Consider the following 23074-nt stretch of genomic DNA (forward strand, 5'->3'; position numbering starts at 1 on the left):
TACACATTTTTATGTATTTTAATTATAATATTTTTTATAAGGATAAAGTAGGTGTAGTAATGATAAAAAGAGTAAATTATGAAGATATAGTTGATAAAGATAATATAGTATATATTGATGTTCGTAGTCCAAAAGAATATAATGAAGATACCATTCCAGGAGCAATAAATATTCCAATCTTAGACAATAAAGAAAGAGAAGAAATTGGATATACCTACAAGCATATCAGTAAGGATAAAGCTAAAAGAATGGGATTAGAATATGCTTCAAAGAAATTAGTGAATTTCTATGACCAAATAAAGGAGATTATCAATACTAATAAAAATGTAGTATTATTTTGCTATAGGGGTGGTATGAGAAGTTCTTCAATTGCTAAAATATTAGATATCATGAACTTACCAATCTATATAATAGATGGAGGATACAAAGAATATAGGAACTTTGTTATTAATAATCTGGAAAAATACGGTCATAAGTTCAAATTTATTGTTCTACACGGTTATACTGGTGTAGGAAAGACCAAAGCTTTAGTAAATTTAAAAAATAACAATCATGCAGTATTAGATTTAGAAAAGTTAGCCCAAAATAGCGGTTCTGTTTTTGGGAACATATTTTATAGTAATCCTTCTCATGGACAAAAAAAGTTTGAATCTTTACTATTAAATAAATTTATGAATTTTAAAGACGAATATATTTTTGTAGAAAGTGAAAGTAAAAGAATTGGAAACTCCGTGATGCCAGACTTTTTATACGAAAACATACAAAATGGATATCATATATTATTAAGTACTAACATCAGTAATAGAGTAGATACCATTGCATATGATTACTTAAGTAACAAATCAGATGATAGTGAACAGGTAATAAGTGCAATTAAAAAGTTAAAAAAGAAATTAGGTAACGATAAAATTAGGAATTTAGAAGAAGAGTTTCGAAAAAATAACTATAGATATGTTATAAAAGAATTAATGATAGATTATTATGACCCTCTATATGAATATTCTATAAATAAAGTAAGTGAATATGATATAAAAATTTATTATAATGAAGAAAATGAACTTTTAAAAAAACTAATTAGTTTTAAAGAGATGATAAAGGAGAGATAGTTTAATGTCAATAAATATAGCAATGGTATCTCTAGGGTGTTCTAAGAATCTTGTGGATTCAGAGCTAATGATGGGACTACTAGATAAAGAAGGATATAAAATAATAGATGAATTAGATAAAGCTAACATTATTATTGTAAATACCTGTGGTTTCATTGATGCAGCTAAAGAAGAGTCTATAGATACTATATTAGAGATGGCTGAATTTAAAAACAATGGTGTATGTAACATGTTGATTGTAGCAGGATGTTTAAGTGAAAGATATCAGGAGATGCTTATTGAAGAAATGCCTGAAATTGATGCAATAGTAGGAACAGGAAACATTAGAGAAATTGCAGAAATAATAAAAGAATATAAAGAAGAGAAAATAATTAGAGTTGGAGATATTCATAGCGATTATTTAGAAGAACATCCAAGGATTCCTTTAGAACCTGGTGCTACATCTTATATTAAAATATCAGAAGGATGTAATAATTATTGTACCTATTGTATTATTCCTAAATTGAGGGGTAAATATAGAAGTAGAAAAATTGAGTCTATACTCGAAGAAGCTAGAGAATTAGTAAAAAGAGGGACAAGAGAGATTATCTTAATAGCTCAAGATACAACAAAATATGGTATAGATATATATAATGAATATAAGCTTCCCGAATTATTAGATGAATTAAATAAAATAGAAGATTTAAAATGGATAAGAATATTATATATGTATCCTGAAACATTTTCTGATAGTTTAATAAATAGTATTAAGAATAATGAAAAAGTAACAAACTATGTAGATATACCAATACAACATATAAGTGATAATGTCTTAAAAAGAATGAATAGAAAAACAAATAAACAAACAATAACAAATCTAATCAATAACTTAAGAAAGGAAATCCCAAATATTATAATAAGAACTACAATTATAGTGGGTTTCCCAGGAGAAAATCAAGATGATTTTAATGAGTTATCTGATTTTATAAAAGACATTAAGTTTGATCGTTTAGGAGTATTCTCATATTCTAAAGAAGAAGATACAGCTGCTAGTAAATTTGAAGATCAAATACCTGAGAACATAAAAGAAGAGCGAAAAGAAATATTAATGCAAATACAGCAAAATATATCGGAAAATCTTACTAATAAAAAAGTTGGTAAAGTTTATGATGTTATTATTGAAGAAAAGGTTCAACATGAAGACTTATATATAGGTAGAACTTATATGGATTCTCCAGAGATTGATGGTTGTGTTTATATATCATCAACAAAAGAATTAGAAATTGGAAGCTTTGCTAATGTAAAAATCACCGAAAGTTATGATTACGATTTAAAGGGGGAAATAATTAATGAATTTAGCAAATAAGTTAACATTATTTAGGATTTTTCTTGTTCCAGTTTTTATGGTGTTTTTATTAGTAGATATACCCTATGGGTCTACCATAGCAGCTATTATTTTTATAATAGCTGCATTAACTGATATGTTAGATGGACATATTGCAAGAAGTAGAAACATGATAACAAAATTTGGAAAGTTTATGGATCCTTTAGCTGATAAGTTATTAGTTTCAGCTGCTTTAATATCTCTTACCGAAATGGGGATAGTACCATCTTGGATGGTTGTAATAATAATCGCTAGAGAATTTGCTATAACAGGCCTTAGAGTCTTAGCAGCATCAGAGGGTATCACTATTGCTGCAAGTAAGTGGGGTAAAGTTAAAACAATTACTCAATTAGTAGCTATAATAAGTATATTACTTAATAATTTCCCATTTAATTATGTGGGACTTCCTTTTGATAGATTTATGTTAGTTTTAGCAGTAATATTTACTATCATCTCAGGATTAGACTATATTTATAAAAATATTAACTTATTCAACTTACAAGATTAATAGGAGAGATTTGATGAATGCAATAGTAATAAGCATTGGTGATGAGATATTATCTGGAGATATTTTAAATACCAATAGCCAATTTATCTCAAAATCCTTAAAAGAACAAAATATTGAAGTTTCTAAGATATACACAATAAGGGATAATATAGAAGATATTATTAATTCAACAAAAGAATCACTAGCACATTCTGACATAATTATAGTCACAGGGGGATTAGGACCAACTGAAGATGATAAAACACGAGAAGGTGTAGCTGAGGCATTAAATTATAATTTAGTACTAGATGATAGTCTTTTAAAAGAAATAAAAGATAAATTCACTAAAAACAACTATATTATGTCTGATAATAATATAAAGCAAGCCTATAGAATTGAAAATTCAATAGTTTTGAAGAATACAAAAGGTACTGCCCCGGGAATGTTGGTCAATTACCATAATAAAAAAATATTTTTATTACCTGGACCCCCAAGGGAATTACAACCAATGTTTAATAAATATGTTTTAGATTCTTTAAGAAATAAATCTGATCAAAAAATTTTCACTAGAACTATTCACACTATAGGTATTGGAGAATCTCATTTAGAAGAAAAAATTAAACCTTTTTTCAATAATAATATACAAATTGGCATGTATGCTAATAATGGAATAGTAGATATAAAGGTTTCATCAAAAGCTTCTTGCTTATCACAAGCCAAAAATAATGTTAATGCTTTTTTAAATTCTATTGATATTGACAAATATATATGGGGCTTTGACGAAGAGACTTTAGAAAGTATTGTTTTAGAACTATTAAAGAAAAATAACCTTACTATTGGTTTTGCTGAATCTTTAACCGGTGGATTAATAAGTAGTAACTTTACAAGACTCTCTGGAGTATCAGAAGTATTTCCTTTATCCTTAATTACATATAGTAATGCTTCAAAGATTAATTTATTGGGAGTAAAAAAAGAAACTCTAAAGGAATACGGTGCTGTAAGCAAAGAAACAGCTATAGAAATGGCTGAAGGATTAGTTAAAAAATATGAAGTAGATATAGCATTATCAGTAACTGGTATAGCTGGACCTACAGGAGCTACAAAAAATAAACCTGTTGGATTAGTATTTATAGGTATAGCTAATAAAAAAATATCTATTTCTAAAAAAATAATCTTAAATGGAGATAGAAATAATATTCAAAATAGAACTTCACTAAATGCCTTTAGTACTCTTCGTAATTTTCTATTAAAAAATTATTAAAGTATTTGACTTAAAACTAAGTATATTATATAATCTAATCAGAACATTTGTTCGGAATACGGAAAGGTAGGTGAACCCATTAAACGGGGGTTAAATTATGGAAAAGAAAAAAGCTTTAGAAATGGCTATTAATCAAATCGAAAAACAATTTGGAAAAGGATCTATTATGATGCTTGGAGAAGAATCTAAATTAAATATTGATTCTATATCCACAGGATCCTTGGAGTTAGATATTGCTTTAGGTATAGGAGGTCTACCAAGGGGTAGAGTTGTAGAAATATATGGACCTGAGTCTTCTGGTAAAACTACTGTAGCTCTTCATGTTCTTGCAGAAGCACAGAAAGCTGGAGGATCTGTAGCCTTTGTAGACGCAGAACATGCATTAGACCCATCTTATGCAAGAAAGCTAGGAGTAGATACAGAGAGTTTAATAGTATCCCAACCAGATACGGGTGAACAAGGGTTGGAAATTGCGGAAGCTTTAGTTAGAAGTGGAGCAATTGATGTAATTGTTGTAGACTCTGTTGCTGCATTAGTACCCAAAGCGGAGATAGAGGGTGAAATGGGTGACAGCCATGTTGGACTTCAAGCTAGATTAATGTCCCAAGCCCTTAGAAAACTAGCAGGGGCTATAAAAAAGTCAAATACTATTGCAATTTTTATAAATCAATTGCGAGAAAAAGTTGGTATCATGTTCGGTAACCCTGAAACTACTCCAGGGGGTAGAGCTCTGAAATTCTATTCTTCTGTTAGATTAGATGTTAGAAGAATAGAAACTTTAAAACAAGGAGATAATATGATAGGAAATAGAACAAGGGTAAAGGTTGTTAAAAATAAGGTAGCGCCACCATTTAAAAAGGCTGAGTTTGATATTATGTATGGTGAAGGGATATCAAAAGAAGGTAATATCCTTGATGTAGGTGTTACTGCTGATATTGTAAATAAAGCTGGATCATGGTATAGTTATGGAGATCAAAGATTAGGTCAAGGACGAGAAAATGCAAAAGATTTTCTTAAAGAGAATAAAGAAGTAGCTAATGAAATAGAAAGAAAAGTAAGAGAATACTATGGTCTTATTTCAAAGGAATCTAACAAAACTGAGGATGATAATAAAAAATCAAAAGATAAATAAAAGACTTCTTCGGAAGTCTTTTTTATAATGAAATTTTAATCTATAATATATGTTTATGTTATAATTATAATAAAATATTTCAGATTGGAGTGTATAATATGAAAATACTCTATTTTACAGACACCCACATAAGAGGAACAACTCCAAAAAACAGAAAAGATAATTTATTAGAAACTCTTGAGAAAAAATTTAATGAAATTGTGGATGTTGTACAATCTCATGATATAGATTATGTTTTAAATGGAGGAGATTTATTTGATAGGCCAGATATTTCACCTTCTATAGTTAGAAAATTTGCTATGATACTTAATAAGATAAAAGTTCCCATCTATGCTATAGCTGGAAATCACGATATATATGGCCATAATCCAAGTACTCTACATAGAACAATGCTTGGTTTATTTGATGGTATAGGAATATTGGATCTTATTGATGAGGGAGAAGTAATAACCTTAGATAAGGATAATATTAGAGTGCAAGTAACTGGTAGCCCGTATAAGTATGGAATTGACTCAGACACATATAGATCCGCATATATAGTAAATGAAAAACCAGATAATGTTGACTATGCTATACATCTATCCCATGGTATGTTATTAGATAAGCCATTTATTAAAGGTGTCCCCTATACTTTAATAGATGACATACTTCATACAAAAGCTGACATTACATTGTGTGGTCATTACCATTCTGGATTTGGTATAAAAGAATACAATAATAAATACTTTATTAATCCTGGTAGTTTGATAAGAATAACTAACAGTCTAAAAGAAATTAGTAGAATTCCTAGAGTATTGATAATAGAGTTAGACAAGAGTATTAAACTGGATTTCTATTATCTTAAATCAGCAGCTCCTGGAGAAGAAATATTAGATAGAAGTATTATTGAAAAGAATATGTTCAGAAGCGAGAAAATTATTCAATTTAAGCAGTCTGTGGATTCATCTCAAGATTTTAATAAACTAGATATAAACCATATATTAAATAATCTAACAAAAGCTGAAGATATTGAAGATGATGTAAAAATCGAAGCTGTAAATAGAATTGAAGAAGCTCAAATAGAATTAGGGGGTGATGATTAATAAATGAAACATATAACTCAAGTAGAGATTAGTAATTTTCAATCCCATAAAAAAACTAAAATTGATTTTGTAAATGGCTTGAATGTAATAGTAGGTCCTTCTGATCAAGGTAAAACAGCTATAATAAGGGCTATAAGATGGGTTTTATATAATGAACCTCTAGGTAACTTCTTTATTAGACATGGAGAAAGCGAGGCTAGTGTAGTTTTAACCTTTAATACTGGTGAAAAAGTTAAAAGGCTTCGCTCAAATAGTAAAAATTTATATATATATATAAATGAAACAGGAGAAGAAGAAATTTATGAGGGTTTTGGACTTAGCACTCCAATAGATATAGTAGAAAAGCTTAATATAAGAAAGATACATTTAGATAGCAAAGAATCTAGTTCAATAAATATTGGAGAACAACTAGAAGGACCTTTTCTTATGGCTCAGAAAAATTCAACAAGAGCAAATGCTATAGGGAGATTAGTAGGAGTACATGTAGTGGATAAAGCAGTACAAAATACAATTAAAGATACAAGGAGTCTTAATGTAAAGAATAAATCCTTAAAAGACGATATAGATGCCTTAGAATCAAAATTATCACGGTATGAATACTTAGAGTCCTTAGAAAAGCAAATAGTTACATTAGAAACTATACAACTTGCTATTAATGATAAAGAAAATATATTGTCACAATTAATGAATATAAAAGAGCAAATGAATAACAACATAAAAGAAATTAAAAATTATAACGATATTATTTTAAGCTTATCAGAAATTAATACTGTTGAAAATTATATTTCTAATTTAGATGATAACCTGTATAAAATTAAATCATTTACAAAATTAAAAGGTAAACTATCAGATGTTAATGATTCGATTGATACAAATCGTAATACATTGAAGAAATTAAAAGAATTAAGTTCTATAGAATCCTTAACAATTACATTGGAAGAAAAAATAAAAATCAGTCAAAATTTAGTACCTAAACATAGGAAACACACTCTATTAGTCAATGAAATTAAAAGTGTAAGTAATATAAGTAATAGGCTAGATAATATAAATCATTTAAATAATATATATCAATCAATTGAACATATATCAAAATCTTTGAATAAGTTAACTACCTATAATAATAACTTGAACAAAATAATATCTAGTATAAGAAAAGGGAAAGTGTATATAGATAGTTTCGATGATATTAATAAAGTTGAACTTCTGTATAATGATATAGTTAAGAAAGAAGAAAAAATTAACATACTAACCACATTAATTAGAAAATTAAATAAATTAAATACAGAAAAAAACAATACTATATTGTTATATAATAAAGAGAAATTAAAACAACAAAACCTATTATATGAATATAAAGATTTACTTAAGACAATTGAAAAGTGCCCTCTATGTTTTAATGAGATATCAAATGAAGATATGGAGAGAATTGTTAACAATTTAATATAAGAAAGGAGCTATAATAATGGAAAATCATGAAAAGCAACTATCCCAACTTAAGGATAATTTAGATAGAGCAAGAAACTTAAAATATAAAGCAGAAGCCCGATTAGAACATTTAAATAAGCAACAAGAAGAATTAATAAGTGAACTGAAAGATTTAGGGGTAAATCCTGATGAGTTAGATGATGAAATCAATAAATTAGAAAAAGAGATAACAAACTTATTTAATAAAGCTAACCAATTGCTACCAATGGATATATTAAATGCCCATTCTAAAGAATGATTGAGGTGATAGTATGGATTCTAAAATAAACGATAAAATAAGCCTCGATAAATATATTAAAATATTGAGAGATATATATTCATCAGAAAATGGAAAAAAGCAAGCTATAGAAGAAGAATTAAATCTAAAAAAAGATGAAATACAGAGTATAGATAATAGAATTGATATTTTAGAAAAAACTAACATATTATTACAAAAAACTAGTGAATATGCAAGAGAACAGGCAAAAAAACAAATAGAAGGATTAGTTACTAATTGTCTACAATATATATTCGATGAAAATATGGAATTCGAAATAGAAATTCAAGAATTGTATGGAAAACCTAATGCAGAGTTTTATGTAATAACAAAAGGTGAAGAAACAATAAGAACAAAGCCTGAAGATTCAAGGGGCGGAGGAGTAATAGATATTATATCTTTATCTTTACGAATTGCTTTCTTACAAATACATAAACCTCAAGTCTATGGGCCATTAATATTAGATGAACCTGCAAAACATGTAAGTGAAGATTATATTTTTAATGTTTCTGAATTTTTAAAACAAGTCTCTGAAATGTTTAATAGACAAATAATAATGGTTACTCATAATAATCATCTAGCTTCTATCGCAGATATTGCTTATAGAGTACAATTAAGTGGGATTACTAGTGTAGTAAGCAAAATAGAAGAATAATTCTTTATGTAAACTATTACCAATGCATCCTTAATTCACTTGACATATATATTAAAAAATATTAAAATATAGACGGGTGATAGTAAATCATTATTTATACTTTAATTGTTTCTGCAGCTAGGTATTGACGTAATGTAGAGATATCTAAGCCGAGAATTCTCGGTTTATATTTTTATCATGATTTATTTAAATAATCCATTAATAAAAACGAAACGAAACTTGAAAAATTAATAGTAAAGGAGGTGCTTCCAATTTTAGAAGGAATAATCCCAGTAATTATAGCAATTATTACACTAATAATAGGTGTATTTATAGGTATATATATAAGAAAAGTAATTGCTGAAGGAAAAATTAGGACTGCTGAAGAAGAAGCTAAAAAAATAATTGAAGAAGGTATAAAGGCAGCTGAAACTGCTAAAAAAGAATATCTCATTGAAGGAAGAGAAGAAGTTCATAAAATGAGAAATGAGATAGAAAGAGAAAATCGTGAAAGAAGAAATGAGCTACAAAGACTTGAGAGAAGATTAGTTCATAAAGAGGAATCCATTGATAAAAAGAATGATTCTCTAGACCGAAAAGATGATTTTCTTAATAAAAAATTAAAAGGTATAGAAAATAAAGAAAAAGACATTAATGATTTATACCAAAAACAAATTAATGAGTTAGAAAGACTTTCAGGATTAACTAGTGAGCAAGCAAAAGATTTATTACTTAGTGATATTAGAAAAGAAATTAATCATGAAGCAGCAATTATGATTAAAGAAATTGAAAATAAAGCTAAGTTAGAAGCAGAAAAGAAATCAAGAGAAATATTATCATATGCTATACAGAAATGTGCTGCTGATCATGTGGCTGAGACAACTGTTTCTGTAGTATCTTTACCAAATGATGAAATGAAAGGAAGAATCATCGGTAGAGAGGGAAGAAATATAAGAACTCTTGAAACACTTACAGGAATAGATCTTATTATTGATGACACTCCAGAGGCTGTAATCTTATCAGGATTCGATCCTATAAGAAGAGAAGTAGCTAGAATAGCTTTAGAAAAGCTTATAGCTGATGGTAGAATACATCCTGCTAGAATTGAAGAAATGGTCGAAAAGGCAAAACGCGAGGTAGATAATCACATTAGAGAAATGGGTGAACAAGCTACTTTCGACACTGGAATTCATGGACTTCATTCGGAAGTTATAAGATTATTAGGTAGACTTAAGTATAGAACTAGTTATGGACAAAACGTACTAAAACATTCAATCGAAGTATCTCACTTAGCAGGTATTATGGCAGCAGAGATAGGTGCAGATGTTAGAGTAGCTAAAAGAGCTGGTCTACTTCATGACATAGGTAAAGCTGTAGATCATGAAGTAGAAGGTCCTCATGTAGCCATAGGAGTGGACATATTAAAACGCTTTAAAGAAAATAAAGATGTTATTCATGCTGTAGAAGCTCATCATGATGATGTAGAACCATCTACAGTAGAAGCTATACTAGTACAAGCAGCGGATGCAATCTCAGCTGCAAGACCAGGTGCTAGAAGAGAAACTTTAGAATCATATATTAGACGTTTAGAAAAACTTGAAGAAATAGCTAATTCCTTTGAAGGGGTAGAAAAATCATTTGCTATTCAAGCAGGAAGAGAAGTTCGAATAATAGTAGATTCAAATCTTATTAGTGACTTAGATATTGTCCATATATCTAGAGATATTGTTAAGCGAATAGAAGGAGAGCTTGACTATCCTGGACAAATTAAAGTTAATGTTATTAGAGAAAGTAGAGCTATTGAATATGCAAAATAAAAAGAAGGGTTAAACCCTTCTTTTTTTATTGCCGTTAATAAATATAGTAAGTAAATTAAATGAATTATTAAAAGATTTAAAAAAATCATTACTAAAAAAAGGATTTTACTTAATTTTGTAGAATACTTACTATAATCAAAGTATAATTTTATCAAAGGGGGCAAAATAATGGATGTATTAAAAGTATCAGCAAAATCAAGTCCAAATTCTGTAGCTGGAGCATTAGCAGGAGTTTTAAGAGAGAAAGGATCTGCTGAAATACAAGCAATTGGTGCCGGTGCTCTAAATCAAGCAGTTAAAGCAGTAGCTATTGCTAGAGGATTTGTAGCTCCTAGTGGGGTAGACTTAATTTGCATACCTGCATTTACAGATATTCAAATTGATGGTGAGGAAAGAACTGCAATTAAATTAATAGTAGAACCTAGATAACTAAAAGAACCTGCCAAATGGTAGGTTCTTTTATATAGTATTAAATCTATTTGTAATTACTATAATCTATTGGGTATAATAGTGTATGAATAGTATTTATATATACAAGTGGAGGGAAAAAATGAAAAAAGCAGATTTACATATTCATACTACAGCTTCTGATGGAAAACTTAATCCTTCTGCTGTAGTGGACCTAGCTGCAAATAGAGACATAAGATTAATAGCTATTACTGACCACGATACTATAATGGGTATTGATGAAGCAATAAAGAGATGCAATATATATGATAAAATAACAGCTATACCTGGTATAGAATTAAGCACATTATATAGTGATAGTGAAGTTCATCTCTTGGGTTATTTTATTGATTATGAGAATGAAACTATAGTTAATTTATCAAAAGAAATTAATGATTACAGATATAAGAGAGCTGATAAAATAGTAAGTAAATTACAGAATCTAAATATAGATATCTCAATGGAAGAAGTCTTAAGTGAGTCAAAGATCAAAAATATAGGAAGACCTCATATTGCAAGAGTATTAATGAAGAAGGGTTATGTTAAAGATATTTCAGAAGCATTTAATGATTATTTAGGTAAAGGCAAAAAGGCCTTCGTGGATAGATATAAGTTAAGTCTTCAAAAGGGAATAGATATTATACATGAATGTGGAGGAGTAGCAATACTAGCTCATCCTGTTTTATTGAATATAAATATTGAAGATATTGTTGATAAATTCGACATTGATGGTATTGAGGTTTATCATTCTAAACATTCAATAGAAGACTCTCAGAAGTATTTACAAATTGCCAAAGAAAACAATCTATATATTACTGGAGGTTCAGATTTTCATGGTGATAAAAATAAAGAGGCTCCAAATATTGGAGATGCTTTTATAGATATAAAGGAACTTAGTGAATTATTAGATATATATAAATATAAAGTTTGAAGGTGATTATAATGACAAAAAAAAGAAACAGACAATTTCCTACTAAAATAAGTACTACTGCTTTTGTTAAGCTATATATACTACACTTATTAAGAGAAAAAAGCTATTACGGTAATGAAATCATTGATGAAATTAAAGAAAGGTTAAAGGGAAAATGGGAGCCTTCTCCAGGGATGATTTATCCTCTTCTAAGAGAGTTAGAAGAAGAAAATTATATTAAAGGTTGGTGGGAGGAACCTGATAAAAGATCTATAAGACATTATAGATTAACAGAAGAAGGCTATCAACACTATATGAAAATAAAACTATTATATAAGGATAGCTTTATGGACTCATTAACTATAATTGAGTGTGTGTTAAAGGATGTATATAAAGAAAGTTAAGATTTATTAAATATTGATATTTTAGAAGGATTATAATGATATTTATAGAAGTTAGACTTACCAATTAAAAAATGGAGGTATATTATGAATTTAAAATTATCAAATAAAATTTCAAACATTTCACCATCAGTAACATTAGAAATTACAGCAAAGGCAAAGCAAATGAAAGCAAATGGTATTGATGTAATTGGCTTTGGAGCAGGAGAACCTGATTTTAATACTCCTAAGAATATTAGAGACGCAGGTATTGAGGCAATAGAAAAAGGTAAAACAGGTTATACAGCAGCATCAGGAACTAATGAATTAAAGAAAGCTATATGTGATAAGTTTAAAAGAGATAATAATTTAGATTATAATGTTGAAAATATAATAGTATCAAGTGGAGCTAAACATTCATTGTTTAATGCTCTTTCAGCTATTTTAAATCCAGGAGATGAAGTCATTATTCCTGTACCTTATTGGGTTAGCTATCCAGAGTTAGTTAAATTAGCAGATGGTAATCCTGTAGAAGTAAAAACACCTGAAGAAAATGACTTTAAATATTCTTTAGATAATTTAAACAATGCTCTAACAGATTCTACTAAAGCAATAATACTAAATAGTCCAAGTAATCCTACAGGTACTGCATATACAAAAGAAGAATTAGAGAAAATAGCTAAATGGGCTATAGATAATGAAATTTTCGTTATATCTGATGAAATTTATGAAAAGTTAATTTATGATGGAAATGAGCATATAAGTATAGCATCAATAAATGATAATATTAAAGAACAAACTATAGTTATAAATGGTATGTCTAAAGCTTATGCAATGACTGGATGGAGAATTGGATATACTGCAGCTCATAAAGATATTATAAAATTGATGAGTAATTTACAAAGCCACTCTACTTCTAATCCTACTTCCATATCTCAATATGCTAGTGTGGAAGGATTAAATGGTGAAGAAACTGCTATAAAAGAGATGATAAAACATTTTATTGAAAGAAGAGACTATATGGTTGATAGAATTAATTCTATTGATAATCTATCTTGTAAAAAGCCTAAAGGTGCCTTTTATGTAATGGCGAATATCTCAAATATAAAAGGAAAAATTATTCATGGTAAAACTATAGAAAGTTCTATTGACTTAGCAAATCTTTTACTAGATGAAGCTCATGTAGCTGTAATTCCAGGTATAGCTTTTGGAGATGATAATTATATAAGACTTTCTTATGCAACATCTCTAGAAAATATAAAAGAAGGTTTAAATAGAATAGAAGAATATATAAAGTAAATATTAAGGAGATGCGGAAATTTCACATCTCCTACAATTATTTTATCTAGAAAGGAGTTATTTATGAAATTAGAATATGAAAATCCATTAATAGAAAGATATTCAAGCAAAGAAATTTCTAAAATATTTTCACCAGATAATAAGTTTATTACATGGAGAAAATTGTGGGTGGCTTTAGCAGAATCCGAGAAAGAGTTAGGGTTAAATATTACCCAAGAACAGATAAATGAATTAAAATCAAATATTAATAATATAGATTATGAAAAAGCTAATGAAATGGAGAAGAAATTCAGACATGATGTAATGGCCCATGTACACACCTATGGGGAACAATGTCCTAAGGCTAAAGGTATTATTCATTTAGGTGCTACAAGTGCCTTTGTTGGAGATAATACTGATGTAGTAGTAATGAAGGAAGCATCAATATTGATTAAAAATAAAATAATAAACCTCATGGATAAGATGTCACAGTTTGCTTTAGAATATAAAGCTTTACCTACCTTAGGTTATACACATTTTCAACCAGCTCAAATGACTACAGTAGGTAAGAGAGCATCCTTATGGTTATATGATATCCATATAGACTATACTAATTTAATTTTTCAAATAGATAAATTAAAGTTCAGAGGAGTAAAAGGAACTACAGGTACTCAAGCGAGCTTTCTTAACCTTTTTGATAATGACAATGATAAGGTCAAAAAATTAGATAAGTTAGTAGCTAAAAAAATGGGATTTGATAATATACATCCAGTCTCAGGCCAAACATATTCTAGAAAACAAGACTTTGATATATTATCGGTACTAAGTGGGATAGCACAATCATTACACAAGATCAGTAATGATATAAGGTTATTGCAGCATTTAAAAGAAATAGAAGAACCTTTTAATAAGAGCCAGATAGGATCTTCAGCTATGGCCTATAAGAGGAATCCTATGAGAAGTGAAAGAATATCTTCATTAGCTAAATATATTATGGCTAATTTGATGAACCCTGCTTTAATACATTCAACTCAGTGGTTTGAACGTACCCTTGATGATTCTGCTAATAGAAGACTTTCAATTGCTCAAGCTTTTATGGCATGTGATGCAATACTAGATATTTCTATTAATGTTTTTGATGGGTTAGTAGTATATGAAAATGTAATAAAATCAAATATAGACAAGGAATTACCTTTTATGGCCACAGAAAATATTTTAATGGAATCTGTAAAAAGAGGAAGAGATCGACAAGAGTTACACGAAGAGATACGAATCTTGTCCATGGAAGCAGCAAAAGAGGTAAAGGAATTGGGTATGAAAAATGAGCTTATTGAGAAGATAAAAAACTCAAATAAATTTCCATTATCTAATAAAGAAATTGACGAGATAATCAATCCTAAAAACTTCATTGGTCGATCTGAATATCAAGTAGAAGAATTTATAAGTGAGTATATAAATCCCATATTAAATAATAATAAAGATGTTTTAGGAGTAAATATAGAATTAAAAGTTTAACATATCAAATAAGCATAAGTTTACATAATAACATTATGTAAACTTATGCTTTAATTGTGGCATTATTTATGATTTGATAATCCTGTTGTTTTTTTATATCCTCAATTAGTTTCACTAAAGCTAAGTTTTTCTTTTTAGCTTCAATCATAATATCAAAATCTTGATTTAAGTTCTTAGCTTTATCAATGAACTCTTTAAAAAAGAAATAATCTATATAATCATGATGAGCTCTAAAGTTCTTCTCATCCTTAGGGCTAGATAAATGAACTTTGGGAGGGAAGGGTTGAGATTTCCAAGTATTAAATATTTCCTCTAAGTACTCACCGATAGGTTTATCACGATTATTACACCAATGATGATGAATATCCAAAACCATAGGTACTTTGGTTTCTCTACAAACCTCTAAGACATCTTCCACATCATAAATTTTATCATCGTTTTCTACAATAATTCTACTTTTAATATCTTCTGGCAATTTTAAAAAATTCTCTACAAATCTCTTTTTTGTTTTTTCTTTACCATCATATTTACCTCCAATATGTAATACTAATTTTCCATCTTGAGGAGACAAATCCATACTTGACATAATATTATTATGGTATTCTAAAATCTCAATAGATTTCTCAACAACATTATCTTTAGGAGAACTAATTATAGTAAAGTGATCTGGATGCATACTTACTCTTAATTTATTGTCATTTATAATTTTAGAAATACTTTTATATATTTCCTGAAACTCCTTAGTATAATCCCAATCTATAACATCAGAATGAGTAACTAAAGGTACAAGTCTTGAAGATAATCTATAAACTTTTATATCACTTGCTACATTATACAATAGAATCCTTTTAGTGTTTATAAGATTCTCTTTAGTAATTTTTTTTAGTTTATATAATTTAACCTCTGAATCTTTCATTTTTTCATAATTAGTATAAGTCATTGTTTTAGAAGGGGAACAATTTTTTAAATCTATAGCCATAGCTACATATCCAAAGCGTATTAACATAAATAAATCTTCCTTTCGCTATAATAGTCTTTAGAATTGAGTATAAGGGTAAAAGATGTCGAAACATGCAATAATATAGGCACATTAAATAAAACTCTTTAAAAATCAATTTAACAAGTCGAATTTTAGCAAAAATAAAAATTATAGAATAGTATATAGAAATAATTAATATATATCGACATAAAGTAACATTTAACTATAAGGGGTAGAATTAAGTATAAAATGATGGATAATTAATAATAAAGAGCACGAAAAAATCATTAAATTATTTTAATCCAGTAAATTATTAAATAAATTATTAAAAATAATCATTAAAATAGAGCTAAATTCCCTTTATTTTATGTCACAAAATTATTATTTTGTGACATAAAGCATAAAAAATGGTATAATAATAATATAATTTGTTAAGGAGTGATAATTATGCATGATATCCCAATTATATTAGAAGATTTTTTAAATTACTTAGATACTATCAAAGGCAAATCAAAAAACACTGTAAAAGAATATTATTATGACTTAAGAACCTTTCTAAGGTTTATTAAATATAGGTATAGATTAGTTGATAGAGATATAGAATTTGATGAGATTGATATAACAGATGTGGATATACATATCATGAAAAGAATTAACCTTCAGGACTTATTTGCTTATATTTCATATGTAGACAAGCAAAGAGATAATTCTAGCAATACTAGAGCTCGTAAAGTTGCAAGCATAAGATCATTTTTTAAGTATTTACATAATATTGTAAAATTAATTGATGAAAACCCAGCAATTGACTTAGAAACGCCAAAAATAACCTCCAGACACCCTTCTTACCTAACCCTTGAGGAATCATTATTATTATTAGAAAACATTGGAGGTCAATTCCCCAAAAGAGATTATGCTATAATTATGATATTCTTAAACTGCGGACTAAGATTGTCAGAATTGGTGAGTATAGATATAAACAGAATAAAGAAAGATACTTTAACAGTTGTAGGTAAAGGAAATAAAGAACGCACAATTTATTTAAACGATTCCTGCATATATGCAATAGATGAATATCTAAAAGTTAGACCTAGAGACGGTGTCAAAGATCCTAAAGCTCTATTTTTAAGTAAAAGAAAAAACAGACTAAGCATAAGAGCTGTTCAACATTTAGTAAAAAAACATTTAGAAAATGCTGGATTAGATACCGAAAAAATATCTACCCATAAGTTACGCCATACAGCCGCTACCCTAATGTATAAACATGGAAATGTAGATATAAGAGCCTTACAACAAATATTAGGACATAACAGTGTATCTACCACACAAATATATACACATTTAGACGATGATAAATTAAGACAAGCAGTTAAAAGCAATCCTCTATCAAAAAGTCCCAAGAAATAGTTAATTTCTTGGGACTTTTATAATATCTCCCGGTCTAATATATTGACTTTCTAAGTTATTCATTTTTTCTATTTCATATACAATCTTTCTAACATCCTCACCATAAGGATTGTGATCATGAGCTATTTCCCAGATAGTATCTCCCTCCCTAACGAAAACTTTGTAATAATCTTCATATGTATTCTCTTGGGCTACTACTATGTTCAATAAACCATTAATTAATAATGTTAGTAATAATAAAGTAACTGATAAAAATGTAGTAAATCTAAATTTATTAACTATGACTATTCTTTTCGTTTGCACTTTTAACCCCTCCCGAACATTAGTTCTTTCATTAATTAAATTATAACAGAACGGATGTTCTTAGTCAAGAAAAAACGAACGAATGTTTGATACTTTTTTATTTCTATGTTATAATATTTTAAAATAGACATTGTGGGGTGCTACATATGTATGAAGACTTATCAAAGAAACAATATAATATATTAAATTTTATAAAAGAAGAACTTAAAGCCAAAGGATATCCTCCATCAGTTCGAGAAATCTGCAAGGCCGTAGGTCTTAAATCAACATCAACCGTCCATGGACATCTATCTAGATTAGAAAAAAAAGGCTATATAAGAAGAGATGCTACAAAACCAAGAGCCATAGAAATTTTAAATAGTAAAGATGACAATATCTTTAGCAGAAAAGAAATTGTAGAAGTACCCATTATTGGTAAAGTAACTGCCGGAGCTCCTATATTGGCTACAGAAAACATCGAGGATACTTTCCCACTTTCGGTAGATTTTGTTAATAACGATACAGTTTTTATGTTATCAGTTACTGGAGAAAGTATGAAGGATGCTGGAATATTAGACGGAGACTATGTCTTAGTTAAACAACAGAACACCGCCACAAACGGAGATATCGTTGTAGCATTAATTGAAGATGAGGCTACAATAAAAAGATTTTATATGGAGAAAGATCATATAAGACTACAGCCAGAAAACCAAGATATGGAACCAATAATAGTTAGGGATGTAACAATACTAGGCAAAATAAAAGGTGTATTTAGAACAATAAATTAAGGCCCAAAGGCCTTTTTTTATTGTTCTAAAATAAGTTGCTATTTTTGAAAGTTGATAAAACTTTCATTATTCCATATTTACCATGATAATAATTTAATCCCCCTTGAAGATATACTATATAAGGTTCTCTAATTGGTGCATCAGCACTTAATTCTATAGATGAGCCCTCAACAAAAGCTCCAGATGCCATAATTACTGGTTCATCGTAACCTGGCATATCCCACGGCTCTGGTTTTACATGGGAATCCACAGGAGAAGAAGCTTGAATAGACTGACAAAATTTTATCACCTTTTCTTTATTATCCATTTTAATAGCCTGTATTATATCACTTCTTTCATCCTCCAACTTAGGTATTATCTCATATCCTAAGTTGCTAAATACCTTTGCTGCAAGTATTGCAGTTTTAATGGACTCTGATACAATTTTTGGGGCTAAAAATAAACCTTGTAAAGTACGTCTAGTAGTACCAAAAGTTAAGCCACATTCTTTCCCTATACCAGGAGCAGTACTTTTGTTAGCTATCCGTTCTATTAAATCCTTCCTCCCTACTATATAACCGCCAGTTAAGGCTAATCCACCACCTGGATTCTTTATTAATGAGCCAGCCACAATGTCAGCTCCTACATCACTAGGTTCTTTTATATGAACAAATTCTCCATAACAGTTATCCACCATACAAATAACATCTTTTTTAACCATCTTCACTCTTTTAATTACCATTTCTATCTCTTCAATAGTTAAAGCCTTTCTAAAACTATAGCCTGTAGATCTCTGTATTAATACAATTTTCGTTTGAGAAGATATATTAGAAACAAGACGTTCAACATCTATACTTTCATCATTTAATGGTATTTCTTTATATTTTATTCCTTGTTCCAATAAAGTTCCCGGTTCATCCCCTTTCTCACCTATTACCTTCAACAATGTATCATAAGGAGCACCAGCTGCCGAAATAAGCTCATCTCCTGGTAAGAGGATACCAAACAATGTTAATGATAATGCATGTGTACCAGAAACAATCGTAGGCCTTACTAAAGCATCCTCTGTATTAAATATGTTAGAATATATTTTTTCTACCTTTTCCCTCCCTACATCTCCATAACCATAACCAGTAGTCCAGTTAAAATTTGTAGCATCTAATCTTTCTTTTTGCATAGCATTTAAAACTTTTAATTGATTATATTCACTTATTTCATCAATTCTATTGAATTGAGAACTAATATCAGTTTCAGCCTTCTGTACTAACTCTATAATTTCTTTATCTACATCACCTTGTTTACATAATAATTTTACAGTCAATTCATTCATTAGTTTCACCTTCTTATAGTTTTATGTATATATTAAAAAAGTATTCTATCCTAGGATAGAATACTTTTTTAATATAGTCAATATTTACTTATCTAAAAAATCAACATTCTTTGATGGTATTATTGTTGAAATAGCATGTTTGTATATCATATTTTGTTTTCCATCAATCTCTAACACAATTGTATAATTATCAAAACCTTTTACCAAGCCCTTCAGCTGAAAACCATTTACTAAATAAATTGTAATACTAATGTTTTCTTTTCTAACTTTATTTAAAAAAGTATCTTGTAAGTTAATATTCCCTTTCATTTACTTACCTCCCTTTCATGTTTATTTTGTCATTAATAATAGAAATGATTTGCTTAGTTGCATCTTCTTTATTTTTATATTTATCTAGGTCTATCCATTTAATTCTATCATCTCTTCTAAACCATGTAAGTTGTCTTTTAGCGAACCTTCGAGTATCTCTTTTTAATAATTCCACAGCTTCCTCTAAAGTCATATTTCCCTCTAAATATCTTATAATCTCTTTATACCCTAATCCTTGCAAGGAAACAAGTTCTTTATCATAACCCTTCTCTAATAAACTTTTAACTTCATCCACTAATCCCTCTTCAATCATTAGGTCAACCCTATAATTTATTCTTTTATAAAGTTTTTTTCTATCCATAGTTATTCCAAAAATTATTATATTAAAATCCGGATTAGGTTCTCTAAGCTTATTATATTTTTTACTCATTGGTTTTCCCGTCTCATAATATATCTCTAAGGCTCTAACTATTCGTTTAGTATCATTTTCATGTATTCTTAAATATGATTTTTCATCTACTTCCTTTAGTAACTCATGTATATAGTGATTCCCTTTTTCTTCAGCTATATTATAGTATTTCTCCCTTAACTTAGGATTAGATACAGCCTGAGTAAAGTCTAAATTATAAACCAATGAATTTATGTATAAGCCTGTGCCCCCAACCACTAAAGGAAGTTTACCTTTAGTGTAGATTTTATCAATATAGTTATAGGCAGATTCTTTAAAATCAGACACACTATAATCTTCATTTGGAAAAACTTCATCTATCATATAGTGATTTATACCATCCATTTCATTTTTAGTAACTTTAGCAGTACCAATATCCATATACTTATATATCTGCATTGAATCTGCTGATATTATTTCTCCATTTATTTTTTTAGCTACTTCTATAGAAATAGCCGTCTTACCTGCTGCTGTAGGTCCTACTATAAGTATTAAATCTTTTTTCATATAATCATCCTTATATTATTGAATTCTCTTAAACATTTTTTCAATCTCATACTTTGTTATTTTAATAGTTATAGGTCTTCCATGAGGACATGTAAAAGGATTGTCACATTTTTTTAAATCCTCTATCAATTGATTTATTTCTATACTGCCAAGAAAATCTCCTGCTTTTATAGCATTTGTACAAGACATCTTTATAATCTTCTCTGCTTTCAATTCATACCTATTATTTATCTCATTGCTTAAATTATCAAGAATATCAATAAATAATTTTTTATTGTCAGGCCACCCAAATACCATAGGAACTCCTCTTAAAAGTATTGTATTATGACCAAACTCTTCAATATCAAACCCTAATTTTCTAAATAAATCTATATTATTAGATACTAACTGAAATTCATGATGATTTAAATTAAGATTTTCATTAGCAAGTAAAGGTTGTATTATAACCGCTTCTCTTTCATACTGATTCTTTAATTTTTCATACATAACTCTCTCATGTGCAGCATGTTGATCTATCATATACATAGCATTATCTTTTTTATCTTCAGCTATAACATATGTCTCAAATATTCTTCCTAAAATATTTAAAGTAGGAAAAGCATTCTTTCTAGATTGAGTATTATTATCATTACCTTTATAATTACTATCTATATCATCATCCATATTATCATCTATAGTATAATCAGAAGAAACATCATAATTATTCTCACTGATTATATCCGGACTTTTATTTAATTCTGATTTATATTGATTATTTAAATGATTTATTTCTTTATTAGTTATAACTATATTATCACTGGTATCAACGTTTGATTCTGATGAGTCTATTATATCAATTATGTTTTCTTGAGTTCCCTGGTCTTTTTCCTTTGTAAGTTGAACTTGAGGAACTAAATTTTCTCCAAGTAATCTTTTTTTAATCATACTCTTGATTTTATCAACTACTATCATTTCATTTTCAAATCTTACTTCTATTTTTGATGGATGTACATTAACATCAACATCTTCAGGGTCTATATCTATATATAAAAATACTATTGGAAACCTATTTATAGTTATTAATGAACTATAAGCATCTTCTACGGCTTTTGATAAAATCAAGCTGCTAACATATCGTTTGTTAATAAAAAACAATTCATTGCTTCTATTTCCTCTTGTTAATGATGGTTCAGAAATATATCCCCAAATCCTAAACTTATCATTTACATAACTTACCTTTATCAATGATTTAGTATATTCTTTGCCATATATACTATATATAGTTGATTTAATATCTCCATTTCCAGGAGTTTTAATTATATTCTTACCATCTTTAATATATTTAAAAGATATATTAGGATTACACATGGCTAGTTTATTTATTATGTCTCCTATATTAGCAGATTCAGCTCCTTCTGACTTTAAAAATTTTCTTCTTACTGGAGTATTATAAAAAATGTTTTTTACAATAATAGTAGTGCCTTTAGGGGCACCTACATCTAGTTCTTCTTTTAATACCCCACCATGAATTTCTACCGATTTTCCAATATTATTATCTTCAGTTTTAGTTATTAATTCCACCATTGATACTGCTGAAATACTTGCCAGTGCTTCTCCTCTAAACCCTAAAGATAGGACTCTTGATAGATCCTCTGGGTTAGATATTTTACTAGTTGAATGCCTTAAAAAAGCTAATTGAATATCTTCCGGATTTATTCCATTTCCATTATCAGTTACTCTTATATAGCTTTTTCCTCCTTCTTTAATTTCAATAGTTATACTAGTAGAATCAGCATCAATAGAGTTTTCTATAAGTTCTTTTACGATCGAAGAAGGTCGTTCTACTACTTCTCCAGCTGCAATTTTATTGATTGTATTATCATCTAATATTCTAATTTTATTTGTCATCTAATCAC

General features: G+C 28.5%; 23 protein-coding genes. 17 read left to right on the forward strand and 6 right to left on the reverse strand.

The window, feature by feature from the left end:
- The first annotated feature begins 59 nt into the window (after positions 1 to 59).
- The 15 genes from mnmH (at position 60) to purB (ending at position 15153) form a co-directional block, all read left to right on the forward strand.
- The gene (mnmH, locus tag GOQ27_RS15635) at positions 60 to 1106 is read left to right on the forward strand and encodes a tRNA 2-selenouridine(34) synthase MnmH (RefSeq protein WP_203367811.1); all 1047 of its coding nucleotides are present in this window, start codon (positions 60 to 62) and stop codon (positions 1104 to 1106) included.
- Positions 1107 to 1110: 4 nt separating this feature from the next.
- The gene (gene rimO / locus GOQ27_RS15640; RefSeq protein WP_203367812.1) at positions 1111 to 2451 is read left to right on the forward strand and encodes a 30S ribosomal protein S12 methylthiotransferase RimO; all 1341 of its coding nucleotides are present in this window, start codon (positions 1111 to 1113) and stop codon (positions 2449 to 2451) included.
- Complete coding sequence (pgsA, locus tag GOQ27_RS15645; RefSeq protein WP_203367813.1) at positions 2435 to 2977, forward strand: CDP-diacylglycerol--glycerol-3-phosphate 3-phosphatidyltransferase; 543 nt, start codon at positions 2435 to 2437, stop codon at positions 2975 to 2977. Before rimO ends, pgsA begins: the two co-directional genes overlap by 17 nt.
- A 13-nt stretch (positions 2978 to 2990) precedes the next feature.
- The gene (locus tag GOQ27_RS15650) at positions 2991 to 4217 is read left to right on the forward strand and encodes a competence/damage-inducible protein A (protein ID WP_203367814.1); all 1227 of its coding nucleotides are present in this window, start codon (positions 2991 to 2993) and stop codon (positions 4215 to 4217) included.
- Positions 4218 to 4314: 97 nt separating this feature from the next.
- Positions 4315 to 5349 carry a recombinase RecA gene (recA, locus tag GOQ27_RS15655; RefSeq protein ID WP_203367815.1) on the forward strand — a complete coding sequence of 345 codons (1035 nt, stop codon included), beginning with the start codon at positions 4315 to 4317 and terminating at the stop codon, positions 5347 to 5349.
- Positions 5350 to 5447: 98 nt separating this feature from the next.
- Complete coding sequence (locus tag GOQ27_RS15660) at positions 5448 to 6431, forward strand: metallophosphoesterase family protein (RefSeq protein WP_203367816.1); 984 nt, start codon at positions 5448 to 5450, stop codon at positions 6429 to 6431.
- 3 nt (positions 6432 to 6434) lie between these two features.
- A complete protein-coding gene (locus GOQ27_RS15665; RefSeq protein ID WP_203367817.1) occupies positions 6435 to 7877 on the forward strand; it encodes an AAA family ATPase in 1443 nt (480 codons plus the stop codon).
- Between the two features lie 16 nt (positions 7878 to 7893).
- Positions 7894 to 8154, forward strand: coding sequence for a hypothetical protein (locus tag GOQ27_RS15670; protein WP_203367818.1), 261 nt, complete (start codon positions 7894 to 7896; stop codon positions 8152 to 8154).
- Between the two features lie 13 nt (positions 8155 to 8167).
- The gene (locus GOQ27_RS15675; protein ID WP_203367819.1) at positions 8168 to 8827 is read left to right on the forward strand and encodes an AAA family ATPase; all 660 of its coding nucleotides are present in this window, start codon (positions 8168 to 8170) and stop codon (positions 8825 to 8827) included.
- Positions 8828 to 9069: 242 nt separating this feature from the next.
- Positions 9070 to 10623 (forward strand): ribonuclease Y, encoded by a 1554-nt coding sequence (rny, locus tag GOQ27_RS15680; protein ID WP_484477137.1) that lies wholly within the window; start codon positions 9070 to 9072, stop codon positions 10621 to 10623.
- 168 nt (positions 10624 to 10791) lie between these two features.
- Positions 10792 to 11052: a stage V sporulation protein S gene (gene spoVS / locus GOQ27_RS15685; RefSeq protein WP_203367820.1), complete on the forward strand. Its 261-nt coding sequence runs from the start codon at positions 10792 to 10794 to the stop codon at positions 11050 to 11052.
- Between the two features lie 121 nt (positions 11053 to 11173).
- Positions 11174 to 12001, forward strand: coding sequence for a PHP domain-containing protein (locus GOQ27_RS15690; RefSeq protein WP_203367821.1), 828 nt, complete (start codon positions 11174 to 11176; stop codon positions 11999 to 12001).
- Positions 12002 to 12012: 11 nt separating this feature from the next.
- Complete coding sequence (locus GOQ27_RS15695) at positions 12013 to 12384, forward strand: PadR family transcriptional regulator (protein WP_203367822.1); 372 nt, start codon at positions 12013 to 12015, stop codon at positions 12382 to 12384.
- An 84-nt stretch (positions 12385 to 12468) separates the two neighbouring features.
- On the forward strand, positions 12469 to 13659 hold the full coding sequence (locus GOQ27_RS15700; RefSeq protein ID WP_203367823.1) for a pyridoxal phosphate-dependent aminotransferase: 1191 nt from the start codon (positions 12469 to 12471) through the stop codon (positions 13657 to 13659).
- A gap of 63 nt (positions 13660 to 13722) precedes the next feature.
- Positions 13723 to 15153: an adenylosuccinate lyase gene (purB, locus tag GOQ27_RS15705; RefSeq protein ID WP_203367824.1), complete on the forward strand. Its 1431-nt coding sequence runs from the start codon at positions 13723 to 13725 to the stop codon at positions 15151 to 15153.
- Between the two features lie 43 nt (positions 15154 to 15196).
- Here the strand turns inward: purB and uvsE are convergent, their stop codons facing one another.
- Complete coding sequence (uvsE, locus tag GOQ27_RS15710) at positions 15197 to 16159, reverse strand: UV DNA damage repair endonuclease UvsE (RefSeq protein WP_203367825.1); 963 nt, start codon at positions 16157 to 16159, stop codon at positions 15197 to 15199.
- Positions 16160 to 16579: 420 nt separating this feature from the next.
- Between uvsE and GOQ27_RS15715 the strand changes: the two genes are divergently transcribed.
- The gene (locus GOQ27_RS15715) at positions 16580 to 17536 is read left to right on the forward strand and encodes a tyrosine recombinase XerC (RefSeq protein ID WP_203367826.1); all 957 of its coding nucleotides are present in this window, start codon (positions 16580 to 16582) and stop codon (positions 17534 to 17536) included.
- On the opposite strand, the gene GOQ27_RS15720 is transcribed toward GOQ27_RS15715, so the two are convergent.
- Positions 17537 to 17839 carry a LysM peptidoglycan-binding domain-containing protein gene (locus GOQ27_RS15720; RefSeq protein ID WP_203367827.1) on the reverse strand — a complete coding sequence of 101 codons (303 nt, stop codon included), beginning with the start codon at positions 17837 to 17839 and terminating at the stop codon, positions 17537 to 17539.
- A gap of 146 nt (positions 17840 to 17985) precedes the next feature.
- Here GOQ27_RS15720 and lexA point away from each other — a divergent pair, with 146 nt between their 5' ends.
- Positions 17986 to 18606, forward strand: a complete 621-nt coding sequence (gene lexA / locus GOQ27_RS15725) for a transcriptional repressor LexA (RefSeq protein ID WP_203367828.1) — start codon at positions 17986 to 17988, stop codon at positions 18604 to 18606.
- Between the two features lie 25 nt (positions 18607 to 18631).
- On the opposite strand, the gene GOQ27_RS15730 is transcribed toward lexA, so the two are convergent.
- The 4 genes from GOQ27_RS15730 to mutL all read right to left on the reverse strand — a co-directional run bounded on the left by GOQ27_RS15730 (position 18632) and on the right by mutL (position 23066).
- Entirely contained in the window at positions 18632 to 19915 is a 1284-nt protein-coding gene (locus GOQ27_RS15730; protein WP_203367829.1) for a methionine gamma-lyase family protein, read from the reverse strand.
- Between the two features lie 84 nt (positions 19916 to 19999).
- Complete coding sequence (hfq, locus tag GOQ27_RS15735; RefSeq protein WP_203367830.1) at positions 20000 to 20224, reverse strand: RNA chaperone Hfq; 225 nt, start codon at positions 20222 to 20224, stop codon at positions 20000 to 20002.
- A 4-nt stretch (positions 20225 to 20228) separates the two neighbouring features.
- Complete coding sequence (gene miaA / locus GOQ27_RS15740; protein ID WP_203367831.1) at positions 20229 to 21179, reverse strand: tRNA (adenosine(37)-N6)-dimethylallyltransferase MiaA; 951 nt, start codon at positions 21177 to 21179, stop codon at positions 20229 to 20231.
- 15 nt (positions 21180 to 21194) lie between these two features.
- A complete protein-coding gene (gene mutL / locus GOQ27_RS15745; protein WP_203367832.1) occupies positions 21195 to 23066 on the reverse strand; it encodes a DNA mismatch repair endonuclease MutL in 1872 nt (623 codons plus the stop codon).
- Positions 23067 to 23074: the final 8 nt, after the last annotated feature.

Source organism: Anaeromonas frigoriresistens, assembly GCF_016820655.1.
Classification (GTDB): domain Bacteria; phylum Bacillota; class Clostridia; order Tissierellales; family SIT17; genus Anaeromonas; species Anaeromonas frigoriresistens.

What these genes read in the sequence shown, in the direction of transcription:
- GOQ27_RS15665 (WP_203367817.1), top strand. Translation starts at nt 6,435, where the DNA reads ATGAAACATATAACTCAAGTAGAGATTAGTAATTTTCAATCCCATAAA.
- GOQ27_RS15715 (WP_203367826.1), top strand. Translation starts at nt 16,580, where the DNA reads ATGCATGATATCCCAATTATATTAGAAGATTTTTTAAATTACTTAGAT.
- GOQ27_RS15650 (WP_203367814.1), top strand. Translation starts at nt 2,991, where the DNA reads ATGAATGCAATAGTAATAAGCATTGGTGATGAGATATTATCTGGAGAT.
- GOQ27_RS15675 (WP_203367819.1), top strand. Translation starts at nt 8,168, where the DNA reads ATGGATTCTAAAATAAACGATAAAATAAGCCTCGATAAATATATTAAA.
- GOQ27_RS15695 (WP_203367822.1), top strand. Translation starts at nt 12,013, where the DNA reads ATGACAAAAAAAAGAAACAGACAATTTCCTACTAAAATAAGTACTACT.
- spoVS (WP_203367820.1), top strand. Translation starts at nt 10,792, where the DNA reads ATGGATGTATTAAAAGTATCAGCAAAATCAAGTCCAAATTCTGTAGCT.
- lexA (WP_203367828.1), top strand. Translation starts at nt 17,986, where the DNA reads ATGTATGAAGACTTATCAAAGAAACAATATAATATATTAAATTTTATA.
- miaA (WP_203367831.1), bottom strand. Translation starts at nt 21,179, where the DNA reads ATGAAAAAAGATTTAATACTTATAGTAGGACCTACAGCAGCAGGTAAG.
- mnmH (WP_203367811.1), top strand. Translation starts at nt 60, where the DNA reads ATGATAAAAAGAGTAAATTATGAAGATATAGTTGATAAAGATAATATA.
- mutL (WP_203367832.1), bottom strand. Translation starts at nt 23,066, where the DNA reads ATGACAAATAAAATTAGAATATTAGATGATAATACAATCAATAAAATT.
- purB (WP_203367824.1), top strand. Translation starts at nt 13,723, where the DNA reads ATGAAATTAGAATATGAAAATCCATTAATAGAAAGATATTCAAGCAAA.
- GOQ27_RS15690 (WP_203367821.1), top strand. Translation starts at nt 11,174, where the DNA reads ATGAAAAAAGCAGATTTACATATTCATACTACAGCTTCTGATGGAAAA.
- uvsE (WP_203367825.1), bottom strand. Translation starts at nt 16,159, where the DNA reads ATGTTAATACGCTTTGGATATGTAGCTATGGCTATAGATTTAAAAAAT.
- GOQ27_RS15700 (WP_203367823.1), top strand. Translation starts at nt 12,469, where the DNA reads ATGAATTTAAAATTATCAAATAAAATTTCAAACATTTCACCATCAGTA.
- GOQ27_RS15670 (WP_203367818.1), top strand. Translation starts at nt 7,894, where the DNA reads ATGGAAAATCATGAAAAGCAACTATCCCAACTTAAGGATAATTTAGAT.
- GOQ27_RS15730 (WP_203367829.1), bottom strand. Translation starts at nt 19,915, where the DNA reads ATGAATGAATTGACTGTAAAATTATTATGTAAACAAGGTGATGTAGAT.
- hfq (WP_203367830.1), bottom strand. Translation starts at nt 20,224, where the DNA reads ATGAAAGGGAATATTAACTTACAAGATACTTTTTTAAATAAAGTTAGA.
- GOQ27_RS15660 (WP_203367816.1), top strand. Translation starts at nt 5,448, where the DNA reads ATGAAAATACTCTATTTTACAGACACCCACATAAGAGGAACAACTCCA.
- recA (WP_203367815.1), top strand. Translation starts at nt 4,315, where the DNA reads ATGGAAAAGAAAAAAGCTTTAGAAATGGCTATTAATCAAATCGAAAAA.
- pgsA (WP_203367813.1), top strand. Translation starts at nt 2,435, where the DNA reads ATGAATTTAGCAAATAAGTTAACATTATTTAGGATTTTTCTTGTTCCA.
- rimO (WP_203367812.1), top strand. Translation starts at nt 1,111, where the DNA reads ATGTCAATAAATATAGCAATGGTATCTCTAGGGTGTTCTAAGAATCTT.